This is a genomic window from Salinifilum aidingensis, assembly GCF_054782015.1.
On the sequence record NZ_BAAGTH010000001.1, the window covers coordinates 363802 to 377126 of the forward strand.

Below are 13325 nucleotides of genomic sequence, written 5' to 3' on the forward strand. Positions count from 1 at the left end.
CCTCGAGGGCGGGCCCCGGACACGCGGACCACCCCGCCGGGTGGAGAACCCGCCACGCGGAACGCACCGCAGCGGCGCAGCGCGCCGGCGTCCACCACTCCCGCTCGCGAGGTCCCGGATACGGACGGACTCGCGAGAGGAGAGCGTCGTGACCCAAGCGCCCCCGGCAGCACCCGCGCGCACGCCGGAGCTGAGCGTGCGCGAACCCGACGGCCGCCTGCGCCCGCTCGACTGGGACCGCGTGGTGCGCCTCGTGCAGCACGCGACCAGCGGGCTCGCCGACGTGCACGCCGAACCGGTGCTGGCCGAGATCCGCCGCAACCTCTACGACGGCGTGCGCGCCGAGGAGCTCGCGCAGGCGCAGATCATGGCCGCGCGCACCCTCGTCGAGTCCGAACCGAACTACTCGCACGTCTGCGCCCGGCTGCTGCTGCACGCGCTGCGCGGCGAAGCGCTGCAGCACCTCGGCACGACCGCGTCCGAATCGGACATAGGCGAACCGGGAACCGACTGCGCCGAGCACTTCCCCGCCTACGTGCGATTGGGCGTCCACCTCGGACTGCTCGACCCGGAGCTGGAGCGGTTCGACCTGGAACGGCTGGCCGCCGCGCTCGTCGGCGAGCGCGACCTGCAGTTCACCCACCTCGGCCTGCAGACGCTCCACGACCGCTACCTGCTGCACGACGACGGGGTGCGGTTCGAGCTGCCGCAGGCGTTCTTCATGCGCGTGGCCATGGGCCTGGCGCTGCACGAGGACGACCGCGAGCGGCGTGCGATCGAGTTCTACGAGCTGCTGTCGACGTTCACGTTCATGGCCTCGACGCCGACCCTGTTCAACGCGGGAACCCTGCGGCCGCAGCTGTCCTCGTGCTTCCTCACCACTGTGGACGACGACCTCTCGTCGATCTTCCGCTCGTACCGCAGCAACGCGATGCTCGCGAAGTACTCCGGCGGGCTCGGCAACGACTGGACGCCCGTGCGCGGGCTCGGTGCGCGCATCCGCGGCACCAACGGGACCTCGCAGGGCGTCGTGCCGTTCCTGAAGATCGCCAACGACACGACGGTCGCCGTCAACCAGGGCGGCAAGCGCAAGGGCGCGGCGTGCGCCTACCTGGAGACCTGGCACATCGACATCGAGGAATTCCTCGACCTGCGCAAGAACACCGGCGACGACCGGCGCCGCACGCACGACATGAACACGGCGAACTGGATCCCGGACGAGTTCATGCGGCGCGTCGAGGCCGACGCCGAGTGGACGCTGTTCTCGCCCGACGAGGTGCCCGGCCTGCACGACGCCTGCGGCACCGACTTCGCCGAGCGCTACCGGGCCGCCGAAGCGGCCGCCGACCGCGGCGAGATCGCCGTGTTCCGCCGGGTGCGGGCGGTGGAGCTGTGGCGGCGGATGCTCACCGCCCTGTTCGAGACCGGCCACCCGTGGCTGACGTTCAAGGACCCGTGCAACCTGCGCTCGCCGCAGCAGCACGCGGGCGTGGTGCACTCGTCCAACCTGTGCACCGAGATCACGTTGAACACCGGCCCGGACGAGGTGGCCGTGTGCAACCTCGGGTCGGTGAACCTGCGGGCGCACGTCGGCTCCGACGGCCTCGACCACGCGCGGCTGGAGAGCACGGTCACCACCGCCGTGCGCATGCTGGACAACGTCATCGACCTCAACTTCTACACGCTCGACGAGGCCCGCGACTCCAACTTCCGCCACCGCCCCGTCGGGCTGGGCGTCATGGGGCTGCAGGACGCCCTGTTCGAGCAGGGCGTCCCGTTCGCCTCCGCGGAGGCCGTCGAGTTCGCCGACACGAGCACCGAGGCGGTGAGCTACTACGCGATCGCCGCCTCGGTGCAGCTGGCGGCCGAACGCGGCCGGTACTCCTCCTTCGAGGGGTCGCTGTGGAGCCGCGGCATCCTGCCGGTCGACTCGCTGCGCCTGCTCGAGCAGGCGCGCGACCCCGAGCACGCCGAGCTGGACCACTCCGCGCGCATGGACTGGGACGGGCTGCGCCGGCGGGTGCGGAACACGGGCATGCGCAACTCCAACGTGCTGGCCATCGCCCCGACGGCCACGATCTCGAACATCTGCGGTGTGGGCCAGTCCGTCGAGCCGCTGTTCTCGAACCTGTTCGTCAAGTCCAACATGTCCGGCGACTTCACCGCCATCAACCCGCACCTGGTGCGGGACCTGAAGCGGCGCGGCCTGTGGGACGCGGCGATGGTCGCGGACCTGAAGTACCACGACGGCACCGTCTCGGCCATCGACCGCGTCCCCGCAGACCTCAAGGCGTTGTACGCGAACGCGTTCGAAGTGGACAGCTCCTGGATCGTGGAGGCCGCGGCGCGCCGCCAGAAGTGGCTCGACCAGGCGCAGTCGCTGAACCTCTACATCGCCTCCCCGAGCGGCAAGAAGCTCGACGCGCTGTACCGCGCGGCCTGGCGCAAGGGCCTGAAGACGACCTACTACCTGCGCTCCCGTTCGGCCACCCAGGTGGAGAAGAGCACGCTGCGCGGCACCGACGGCAAGCTCAACGCGGTCCCGGCGACCCCGGCCGCGGAGCGCGGCGCCGAGCCGACCGGCTCCGCCGCGTGCGCCGCCGACGAGCCCGACTGCGACGCCTGCCAGTAGCTGGACTTCGCCGGGTCGTTTTGCGCACGGGATTCCGCAGCTGGACCTCCTGCACTCCCAGCTGCCCCCGACCTCCCGCCCCGGACAACGGAACAGACGCCCTGCCTCGCCGTCCACGCCCCTTGGAGCACTCGAGATGACCACCGCCGCCAACGACACCGATCCCACCGGTCTCGGCGCGATCGACCGGGACGCCGGACGCGTCACCGTCGACGACAAGTCCATGATCAACGCCCGCGCCGACGTGAACCAGCTGCTGCCGCTGAAGTACCACTGGGCCTGGGAGAAGTACCTCGCCGGCTGCCACAACCACTGGATGCCCACCGAGGTCGGCATGCAGGCCGACATCGCGCTGTGGAAGTCCTCCGACGGGCTCACCGAGGACGAACGGCTCATGCTCGTGCGCAACCTCGGGTTCTTCGCCACCGCCGAGTCCCTGGTGGCCAACAACGTCGTCCTGGCCGTGTACCGGCACCTGACCAACCCGGAGTGCCGCCAGTACCTGCTGCGGCAGGCCTTCGAGGAGGCGGTGCACACGCAGACGTTCCAGTACATCTGCGAGAGCCTCGGGCTCGACGAGGGCGAGCTGTTCAACGCCTACCGCGAGGTCCCCTCCATCGCCGACAAGGACGCGTGGGCGCTGCAGTACACGCAGAACCTGGAAGATCCCGGGTTCACCACCGGCACCCCGGAGGCGGACCAGAACTTCCTGCGCGACCTCATCGCCTTCTACGTGATCTTCGAAGGCATGTGGTTCTACACGGGTTTCGCGCAGATCCTCGCGCTGGGCCGGCGCAACAAGATGGTCGGCATCGCCGAGCAGTACCAGTACATCCTGCGCGACGAGTCGCTGCACATGAACTTCGGCATCGACTGCATCAACCAGATCAAGCTGGAGAACCCGCACCTGTGGACGGCGCAGTTCCAGCGCGAGGTGCGCACCATGCTCGCCGAGGCCTGCGACCTGGAGGTCGCCTACGCGCGGGACACGATGCCGCGCGGGATGCTCGGGCTGACCGCCGAGCTGTGCGAGCAGTACATGCACTTCATCACCGACCGCCGCGCGCAGCAGATCGGCCTGGATCCGCTCTTCGGGGCGCGGGAGAACCCGTTCCCGTGGATGTCGGAGACGATGGACCTGCGCAAGGAGAAGAACTTCTTCGAGACCCGGGTCACCGAGTACCAGAGCGGCGCCGCCCTCGACTGGGACTGACCCCTCGATCCGCAGCGGTCACCGGCTCCCACCACCGTGCAGGGCAACTCGCCCGGTGACCGCTGCCCCCGGCGTGCTCCCGGCTCGTCCCGTCTCCGCCGGGAGCACACCCGGTCCGTCCGGCAGGATCGGCCGTCCCCACCGGACGGACCGCGGTCGTCCCGCGGGAAGCGCTGTGGCACCGCTTCCCGCGGGACGGGCCAACAGCACTGTTCCGCATCACTGTCGATCGCTGCCCCAGGAAGACCGGGAGCCTTTCGGGATTCGACGCGGCAGCGTCGAAGGTCCACCCGAGTGGCGGCACCCACTGCGGGTTCTCCTGTGCGGATCTTCGCGAGGAAGGCGCGGCAGCGCGTCTATTCCGCTGTCCGGGGCGGGCAAACCATCCAACAACGTCCTACTGCGCCACCGCGTCGCGTGCTGCGCGGGCGGCCTGGCGCATCGACCCGACCAGCAGGTCGCGGTACTCCTCGGCCGTGGCCGCATCGCCCTCGGAGACCGCGTCGTCGATCGCCGGCAGCGGCTGCACCTCGTAGCCGGTGTACGTGCCGGGGGCGTAGACCATGTGCTTGTACCACTCGCGGCCGGGCAGTCCCTTCTCCCGGGTCAGCGCCCGCTCCTGCTGCACCAGGGCTTCGTTGACCCGTTCGGCGTCGGCCGCACCGCCGCGTGCCGCGCCCTCCAGCCGCAGCGTTGCCGCGCGCCACTCGCGCGCCGCCGCGTAGGCCGGTGCCAGGTCCACCACGGGGTCGCCAGACTGCTGCTCGTCCAGCTCCCGCAGGTGGCCGAGGACCTCCTCCGCGTACTCGGAGTAGGCCATCGGCAGCACCTCCGCGTCGGCCAACCGCAGCGCGAACGTGCCCGCGTACGCCGCGGACGCCTCGTGGTACCGGTAGCCGGGGTCGAGGAAGTTCCGCATCGCGTGCAGGTCGTCGTAGGCGCTGTGGTACTCGCCGGACGGCGTGGACATGCCCATGTCGGCGGCGGCGATGCCCAGGTGGTCCAGGAACGGCGTGTAGTCGGAACCGCTGCCCAACCGCTCCGGCACCGGCGCGGGCCGGTCGGTGCTGTCCTTCCAGTTCTCGTACAGCGTGCCGTGCTCGGGGTCCTTGATTTCCTTGGCGATGTCGGTGAGGACGCCGTCGAGCGCGGGCACGGAACTGGCGGAGAACTCCTTCCCGCCGCCGGCTCCGTCGAGGTTCAGGTAGGCCACCGCGTCGTCCACCAGGTCGGCGCGGTGCTGCTCGGCCCACTCGGTCGCGCCGAGCAGCCCGTACTCCTCGCCGTCCCAACCGGCCAGCACGATCGTCCGGTCCGGCTGCCAGCCCTGCTCGCGCAGCTGCGCCAGCGCCCGGGCGGCCTCCATCACCGTGGTCCAGCCGGAGACGTCGTCCTTGGCCCCGTAGGTCCACGAGTCGAAGTGCGCGCCGAGCACGACCTTCTGCTCGGGGTGCTTCGCCCCGGGGATCTCGGTGATCACGTCGCGCACCGGGGTCTGCTCGTAGTCGATGTCCAGGTCCACGTTGGCGGTGGTCGGCCCCGGCCCCACGCGGTAGTCCATGTCCAGTCCGCCCTGCCAGTCTTCGGGCGCTCGCGGCCCTTCCAGCGCGGCGAGCAGGTGCTCGGCCTGGCCGTAGGAGATCGGCGTGGTCGGCACGCTGGTCGTGTTCTCCGCCTCGGACGGGTCGAGCCGCGGCACGCCCGGCTTGGACGGAGCGCCCGGGGTGAGCGGGTCGCCCGGGTGCTGGAAGATGTACTGCACGCTGCCGCGCTGGATGCCGTCGGCGTTGCGCCAGGGCCCCTCGGGGTAGACCGCGCCCTTGCGGAACCCGTCGTCGGCGGGGTCGGAGTACAGGATCACGCCCGCGGCGCCGTGCTCCTCGGCCACTTTGGACTTGACGCCGCGGAAGCTCTCGCCGTAGCGGGCGAGCACGATCTTGCCCTCGACGTCGACGCCGAGCCGCTCGAGCTCGGCGTAGTCCTCCGGCAGGCCGTAGTTGACGTAGACGACGTCGGAGGTGACGTCGCCGGCGGGCGAGTACGCGTTGTAGCCGGGGACGACGTCGGCGTAGTTCTCGTGCCACGGGTAGGCGGGCTCGCGGACGTCGAGTTCGCGCCGTTCCGGCGCGGTCATCGTCACCGAGATGTCCTGCGGCGAGGACGCGTGCACGCGGTAGGTCTCCAGCTGCGCGTCCAGGCCCCACTGGCGCAGCTTGTCCACGGAGTACCGCGCGCGGCGCTCGGCTCCCTCCGTGCCGACCAGCCCCGGGTAGCTCGCCATGTCCTCGCTCATGCGCGCGGCGCTGTCCGCATCCACCTCCTGCTGCAGCCGCTCCTCCCACTCCTGCGGGTCCTCGGTCGTGGTGGACGCCGGCGCCGCTGCGCCGAGGACGAGCGCGGTGCTGCACGCGACCGCGCCGAGGACGCGGACGAAGCGGCGGTGTCGTGCGTGCTGGGGCATCCGTCCTCCTGGAACCTGGCACCGGGTCGATCAGCAGGCGAAAAGTACGAAGAGGACGGCGGGCCGCGCAATCGCCACCACCCGTTCGCACGCGAATTTCCCGCGACCGGTGGACCTGCCGGGCGCCGATCCGAGGGGCCGGGCCGGAGCGGCGCAGCAGTCGCCGAACACCGGACCGCCCTGTGAATCGGTGCACACCCCGCGCGGCGCGGCGTGCGGGCGCCCGGCGCCACCACCGGCCGCGGCCAGGAGGATTCGCCGTTCGGAAGATCATCGCCCGCTCGACGCGCCCGGGCGGTCCCTTGCTGCGTACCGGCAACACCGTTATCTTGCAGCAAGGCAAGGCAAACCTAATGCCCGTGCGGTCCTCGTGTCCGCGCGACACCGGCGGGGAACCGCGCGTCGACACGACTCCCGGACCTCCGGGCGAGGACCCGACGGGGCGTCCTCGTGCTCGGCCTGCCAGAACAGCAACGACGGAACAGCCAGCCCACACACAGCGAGAGGTGACCGCGCGTGCGGACCAATGCACGGCTCGGCGGCGGCAGCGACGGCGCCGAGGCGCTCGCTCCGCTGCTGGAGGCCGCGCTCGAAGCCTTCCACAAGGGGACCTCCGACCGCGGTGGACCGCTCCCCGCCGGCGGCGACCCCGCCGTGGCGGAACGGCTCAGCACCGCCGGACCGTCCCTCCCGGAAACCGGGATCGGAGCCGAGCAGGCCCTGCACGAGCGGGTGCGGGCGTTCACCGCGAACGCGGCCGAACCGGCCGACCCCCGCTGCGCGGGACACCTGCACGCGCCGCCGCTGGCGGTCGCGCTCGCCGCCGACCTCGTGGCGAGCACCGCGAACTCCTCGCTGGACTCCTGGGACCAGGGACCCTCCGGCACGGTGGTCGAGCGGGACGTCGTGCGCACCACGGCGGGGCTCGTCGGGTTCGACCCGGACTCCGCGGCCGGCGCGCTCACCTCCGGCGGCACCGAGTCCAACCTCACCGCGCTGCTGCTCGCCCGCGACCGCGCCGCGGCGCACCGCCCGCGCGTGTTCTGCTCCGAGCAGGCCCACTTCTCGATCGCCCGCGCGGCGGGGATCCTCGGCATCGGCGAGGACGCGGTCGTCCCCGTCCCGGTCGACGAGCAGCACCGCATGGCACCGGAGGGGCTGCGCGACGCGCTCGTCCGCGCGCAGGAGGCCGGTGGCACGCCGCTGGCCGTGGTGGCCACGGCCGGCACCACCGACCTCGGCGTGGTCGACCCGATCCCCGAGATCGCCGCACTCGCGGGGGAGTTCGGCGCGTGGGTGCACGTCGACGCCGCCTACGGCGGCGGAGCGCTGTTCTCCGAGCGCCTCGCCCCGCTCCTGCGGGGCATCGAGCGGGTGGAATCGGTGGGCCTCGACCTGCACAAGCTCGGCTGGCAACCGGTGGCCACCGGCATGCTGCTCACCCGGCGGGCCGCGCTGTTCGACCCGCTGGACCGGCGGGTGTCCTACCTGAACACCGACGACGACGAGGAGGCCGGTTTCCCCGGGCTCGTGCACCGCTCGCTGCGCACCACCCGCCGGGCCGACGCGTTCAAAGTGGACGTCACCTTCCGGGCGCTGGGCAGGCGCGGCCTCGGTGCGCTGGTGGACCGGTGCCACGACCTCGCCGGCCACGCCGCCGACCGGATCGCCGAGCACCCGCAGCTGCGGCTGCTGCGCCGGCCCGAGCTGAGCACCGTCGTGTTCCGCTACGTCCCGGAGCACGGCGAGGCCGACCGCTGCAACGCGCGCCTGCGGCAGCGGCTCCTCGACGAGGGCCGCGCCGTGGTCGGTCGGACCGAACTGGACGGACGGATCCACCTCAAACTGACGTTGCTGAACCCGCACGCCACCGAAGCCGACGTCGACTCGGTGCTCACCGCGGTGGTCGAGGCGGGAGACAAGGAAGCAGTAGCTGTATGACGAGCAGTGTGCATGCGGACGCCCCCGCGATCCGCGCGCAGGACGACGCCGAACGGGTCGCCGGGGACGCGACCACCGAGGGGCTGCTGCGCTGCTGGGTGCGCGAGAACGCGCTGCGGTTGCACGGGGACACCGCCGCGTTCGACTTCCCCACCAGCGGGGTGCGGGTCACCGCGCCCGTGCTGTACCGCTCGGCGACCGGGCACCACCGGTTCGGCACGCCGCGCCTGCCGTCCGGCGCGGCGGTCAGCGCGGTCACCCTGGCCGCGCTGATCGGCCTCGAGGCCACGGCGGGACGGCAGCACCAGCAGCACGTGACCGACGACCTCGTCGGCCGCGTGGCCGATTCGCAGGCGCGCGTGGCCCAGTACCTGTGGCACCGGGCGCAGCACGAGGACCCGGTGGACGCGCCGCCGTTCCTGGCCGGCGAGCAGGCCCTGGTGCTGGGGCACCCGCTGCACCCCGCACCGAAGAGCCGCCAGGGCATCAGCCCCTCCGAGGGGCGCCGGTTCTCCCCCGAGCTGCGGGGCGGGTTCCCGCTGTTCTGGTTCGCCGCCGACCCGTCGGTGGTCTCCCACGAGGGCGCTCCGGTCGACGCGCTGGCCGGTTTCGCACCGGAGGTGCCCCCCGGGACCGTGCCCGTGCCCGCGCACCCGTGGCAGGCGCGGGAGGTGCTGGCCAAACCGGAGATCCGGGACCTGCGCGAGCGGGGGCTGCTCGAACCGCTGGGCGAGCACGGCCCGGAGTGGTACCCGACCGCCTCGGTGCGCACCCTCTACCACCCGGACGCACCGGTGATGCTCAAGTGCTCGCTGAGCATGCCGATCACCAACTCGGTGCGGGAGAACCTGCGCAAGGAGCTCCGCCGCGGGGCCGAGATCGACCGGCTGCTCGGCGGGGGCCTCGCCGGGGAGCTGGCGGCGCAGCACCCCGGTTTCGGCATCGTGCGCGATCCGGCGTGGATCGCGGTGGACGTGCCCGCGGCGGCCGAGAGCGGGCTGGAGACGATCGTGCGGGACAACCCGTTCCGCGGGGGCGAACGCGCCTGCTGCGTGGCCGGTCTGGTGGCCGAACGGCCCGACCGCGGGCCGTCCCGCATCGCCGCCGTGCTCGAGCGGCTCGCCGCCGCGGAGGGCGCCGGCACCGCCGAGATCGCCGAGCGCTGGTGCGCGCGCTACTTCGACGCCGTCGTCGCGCCGGTGCTGTGGCTCTACCGCGCGCACGGGCTCGGGCTGGAGGCGCACCAGCAGAACACCCTGGTGGAGCTCGACGAGCAGGGCTGGCCGCGCGGCGGGTGGTACCGGGACAACCAGGGCTACTACATCTCCGAACCGCGCCACGACCTGCACCGGTTCCTGCCGGACATCGGCGACGGGGAGAACCTGTGCCCCGACGAGCTCATCAACGAGCGCCTCGGCTACTACATCGGCATCAACAACCTGCTCGGCCTGGTCGGTGCGCTCGGCAACCAGGGGTTGGCCGACGAGCGGCGCCTGCTCGCGGTGCTGCGCGAGCGCCTGCGCGGCTTCGACGACCTGGCGCTGGCGCGCGCGCTGGCCGAGGAGCCGACGCTGCGCTGCAAGGCCAACCTGCTCACCCGCATCGACGGACTGGACGAACTCGTCGGACCGATCGCGAGCCAGTCCGTGTACCGCGACATCCCGAACCCGTTCGTGGAAGCGAGCTCATGAGCCCTGCCTACGACCTGGTCGGCGTCGGCATCGGACCGTTCAACCTGTCCCTCGCCGCTCTGGCCGACTCGCTGCCCGACGTCTCGGTCGCGCTGTTCGACGAGAGCCCGGAGTTCTCCTGGCACCCCGGTCTGCTCATCGAGGGCACGACCCTGCAGGTGCCGTTCCTGGCCGATCTGGTCACGATGGTGGACCCGACGAGCCGGTGGTCCTTCCTGTCCTACCTCAAGGAGCACGACCGGCTGTTCCCGTTCTACTTCGCGGAGAACTTCCACATCCCGCGGCAGGAGTACAGCCACTACTGCCGCTGGGTCGCCGATTCCCTGCCGTCCTGCACGTTCGGCCAGCGCGTCACGGCGGTCGACTGGGACGCCGACAGCGGGCTGTTCACCGTCGAGCGCACCGACCAGCGCACCGCCGAGACGGCGGTGGTCACCGCGCGCAACGTCGTCCTCGGCGTGGGCACGACGCCCTCGGTGCCGGCCGCGTTCACCGGCCTGCTCGGCAAGCAGGTCTTCCACGCGGCGGAGTACCTGGACCGGTACGAGTCGCTGCGCGAGGCCGAGGACATCACCGTGCTGGGCTCGGGCCAGTCCGGTTCCGAGGTGCTGCTGGACCTGTTGCGCGAGCAGCGCAGCACCGGCTGGCGGCTGCGCTGGCTGACCCGCTCGCCCGCGCTGGCGCCGATGGAGTACTCCAAGCTGGGCCTGGAGCACTTCACGCCGGACTACACGCAGTACTTCCGCACGCTGGACCAGTCCACCCGGGACTCCCTGGTCCCGCAGCAGTGGCAGCTGTACAAGGCCAGCAGCGCGGGAACGCTGGCCGAGATCCACGACCTGCTGTACCAGCGCGGCATCGGCGGGCAGGCACCGGACGTCACGATCACGCCGAACATCGCGGTGACCGGCGCGGAGGGCGGCGAGCGCATCTCGCTGCGGTGCCACCACCTCCAGCAGGACCGCACCTTCGACGTCAGCACCGACCGGGTGGTGCTGGCCACGGGGTTCACCGCCGAGCGGCCCGCGTGCCTGGACCCGCTCACCGCGGCGATCAGCTGGGACGAGCGGGGGCGCTACCAGGTCACCGACGACTACCGCGTCGTCACCGACGACGCGGTCTCCGGCGGGCTGTACGTGCAGAACGCCGAGATGCACACGCACGGGGTGGGCGCACCGGACCTGGGCCTCGGGGCGCACCGCGCCGCGACCATCCTCAACTCCGTCGCCGGCAGGCGATTCACCCTTCCCGAACGCACCGCCTACACCACGTTCGGCGTCGAACTCTGAGACTTGCGAGGTAGCACATGACGCTGTCACTTCCCGCCGAGCTGACCGAGGAGAACTGGCGGCGCGCGGGGCGCGCCCTGCTGGCCAAGTCGCTCGGTGAGCTCTCGTACGAGCAGCTGCTGGAACCCGTCCACCTCGACGGGGACCGCTACCGGGTGGACCTTCCGGAGGCGGTGTCCTACGCGTTCACCGCGCGGCGCGGCGCGTTCCAGGACTGGCGGGTGGACCCGGCGACGATCGTGCGCACCGGCCCGGACGGCGAGCACGCGGCCGAGGACCCGCTGCGCTTCTTCCTCGACGCCTACGAGGCGCTGGGCGTCAGCGGCGACACCGCGGGGCACTTCCACCGCGAGCTCACCGCGACGCTCGTCGCGGACGCGCGCCTGCTGGACTCCGGCCTGTCCGCCGCGGAGCTCGCCGGGCTGGACTACGTGAGCCTCGAGGGCCACCAGACCGGGCACCCGTGGCTCATCCCGAACAAGGGCCGGGTCGGTTTCTCCGACTCGGACGCCGAGCGCTACGGGCCGGAGGCGCGCCGCACGCACCAGCTCCCCTGGATGGCGGTGCACCGCTCGCTGGCCGACTACCGCGCGGTGGCCGGGCTCGACCAGGACGTGCTGCTGAAGACCGAGCTGGACGCCGCGGACGAGCAGCGGTTCACCGCGGTGCTCGGCGAGCGGGGCCTGGACGCGGCGGAGTACGTGTTCATGCCGGTGCACCCGTGGCAGTGGGACCACGTGGTCATCCCCGACTTCGCCGCGGAGATCGCGCAGCGCCTCATCGTGCCGCTGGGCACCGGCCCGGACCGGTACGTGGCGCAGCAGTCGATCCGCACGTTCGCCAACATCGACAACGAGCAGCGGCACTTCGTCAAACTGCCGCTGTCCATCCTGAACACCCTGGTGTGGCGGGGGTTGCCGACCGAGCGCACCGTCGCGGCCCCGGCGGTGACCTCCTGGATCCACGACCTCGCCGCCTCGGACGAGTACCTGCGGGACACCGGTGCCGTGCTGCTCGGCGAGGTGGCCTCGGTGACGGTGCGGCACCGCGGGCTGGAGCAGATCGCGAACGTGCCGTACCAGTACAAGGAACTGCTCGGGGCGATCTGGCGGGAACCGCTGGCCGGCAAGCTCGACAGCGGGGAGAAGGCGCGGACGCTGGCCTCGCTGCTGCACGTGGACCCGCAGGGCACCGCGTTCGTCAGCGAACTGGTGCGGCGGTCCGGCCTGGACGCGCAGGAGTGGCTGCGGCGCCTGTTCCACGCGCTGATGCCGCCGCTGCTGCACTTCCTCTACCGCTACGGCGTGGTGTTCTCGCCGCACGGGGAGAACACGATCTTCGTCTGCGACGAGAACGACGTGCCCACCCGCCTGGCGGTGAAGGACTTCGTCGACGACGTCAACATCAGCGAAACGCCGCTGCCGGAGCTCTCCGAGCTGCCGGAGGACGTGGACGGCGCGCTGCTGCGGGAACCGCCGGAGATGCTGCGGCAGTTCATCCAGAGCGGCCTGTTCGTCGGCCACTTCCGCTACCTCGCGCCGCTGGTGGAGGAGCACCTGGGCGTCGCCGAGAGCACGTTCTGGTCGCTGCTGCGCGAGGAGGTCCTCGCCTACCAGCGCAACTTCCCGGAACTGTCCGAGCGCTTCGCGACGTTCAACCTGTTCACCCCGCGCATCGACCGGCTGTGCCTGAACCGCAACCGGCTGCTGCTCGACGCCTACCGGGACCGCCCGGAGCGCCCGCACGCGGCCGTGCACGGCACGGTGCCGAACCCGCTGGCCGGCGAGGTGAGCTGACCCGGCGCGGTTCGATCCGCGCACCGGCCCCGCGGCCGGGATGTGGCCTTCCGCGGTCGGGTGCTGACCGGCAGTAGCTTCCGAGGCCGTGCCGGGCGGGCGACCCCCGCTCGGCGCGGCCCGGTCGTCGTGCGCGGTGGGCGTTTTCGGCGGCGGTGGCCGCTCGATGTCGAGCGCCCGGCGGCGAGGGGCGCGAGAGGTGCCGCGGCCGGCGTGCGCGCGCAGCACGGACGAACGCCGCCGCAGGATCCGGAAACGCGCGACGGGCGGGCCCTCGAAGCGGGCCCGCCCGTCGCGCGGCG

At 72.0% G+C, this 13325-nt stretch carries 7 protein-coding genes; 6 read left to right on the plus strand and 1 reads right to left on the minus strand.

Features of this window, described 5'->3' with window-relative positions:
• The first annotated feature begins 118 nt into the window (after nucleotides 1-118).
• Nucleotides 119-2632, plus strand: a complete 2514-nt coding sequence (locus tag ACYVJE_RS01705; protein WP_461143150.1) for a ribonucleoside-diphosphate reductase subunit alpha — start codon at nucleotides 119-121, stop codon at nucleotides 2630-2632.
• A gap of 136 nt (nucleotides 2633-2768) precedes the next feature.
• Nucleotides 2769-3845, plus strand: coding sequence for a ribonucleotide-diphosphate reductase subunit beta (locus ACYVJE_RS01710; protein WP_461142942.1), 1077 nt, complete (start codon nucleotides 2769-2771; stop codon nucleotides 3843-3845).
• A gap of 397 nt (nucleotides 3846-4242) precedes the next feature.
• Here the strand turns inward: ACYVJE_RS01710 and ACYVJE_RS01715 are convergent, their stop codons facing one another.
• The gene (locus ACYVJE_RS01715; protein WP_461142943.1) at nucleotides 4243-6306 is read right to left on the minus strand and encodes a M28 family peptidase; all 2064 of its coding nucleotides are present in this window, start codon (nucleotides 6304-6306) and stop codon (nucleotides 4243-4245) included.
• Between the two features lie 516 nt (nucleotides 6307-6822).
• Here ACYVJE_RS01715 and ACYVJE_RS01720 point away from each other — a divergent pair.
• The 4 genes from ACYVJE_RS01720 to ACYVJE_RS01735 are packed head-to-tail and all read left to right on the plus strand — an operon-like array spanning nucleotide 6823 to nucleotide 13023.
• A complete protein-coding gene (locus tag ACYVJE_RS01720) occupies nucleotides 6823-8247 on the plus strand; it encodes a pyridoxal phosphate-dependent decarboxylase family protein (protein WP_461142944.1) in 1425 nt (474 codons plus the stop codon).
• Nucleotides 8244-9938 (plus strand): IucA/IucC family protein, encoded by a 1695-nt coding sequence (locus ACYVJE_RS01725; protein ID WP_461142945.1) that lies wholly within the window; start codon nucleotides 8244-8246, stop codon nucleotides 9936-9938. Before ACYVJE_RS01720 ends, ACYVJE_RS01725 begins: the two co-directional genes overlap by 4 nt.
• Entirely contained in the window at nucleotides 9935-11227 is a 1293-nt protein-coding gene (locus ACYVJE_RS01730) for a lysine N(6)-hydroxylase/L-ornithine N(5)-oxygenase family protein (RefSeq protein ID WP_459158281.1), read from the plus strand. Before ACYVJE_RS01725 ends, ACYVJE_RS01730 begins: the two co-directional genes overlap by 4 nt.
• A 17-nt stretch (nucleotides 11228-11244) precedes the next feature.
• On the plus strand, nucleotides 11245-13023 hold the full coding sequence (locus ACYVJE_RS01735; RefSeq protein ID WP_461142946.1) for an IucA/IucC family protein: 1779 nt from the start codon (nucleotides 11245-11247) through the stop codon (nucleotides 13021-13023).
• Nucleotides 13024-13325: the final 302 nt, after the last annotated feature.

Coding starts and splice junctions, on each gene's coding strand:
- ACYVJE_RS01710 (WP_461142942.1), top strand. CDS start 2,769: ATGACCACCGCCGCCAACGACACCGATCCCACCGGTCTCGGCGCGATC.
- ACYVJE_RS01715 (WP_461142943.1), bottom strand. CDS start 6,306: ATGCCCCAGCACGCACGACACCGCCGCTTCGTCCGCGTCCTCGGCGCG.
- ACYVJE_RS01725 (WP_461142945.1), top strand. CDS start 8,244: ATGACGAGCAGTGTGCATGCGGACGCCCCCGCGATCCGCGCGCAGGAC.
- ACYVJE_RS01730 (WP_459158281.1), top strand. CDS start 9,935: ATGAGCCCTGCCTACGACCTGGTCGGCGTCGGCATCGGACCGTTCAAC.
- ACYVJE_RS01735 (WP_461142946.1), top strand. CDS start 11,245: ATGACGCTGTCACTTCCCGCCGAGCTGACCGAGGAGAACTGGCGGCGC.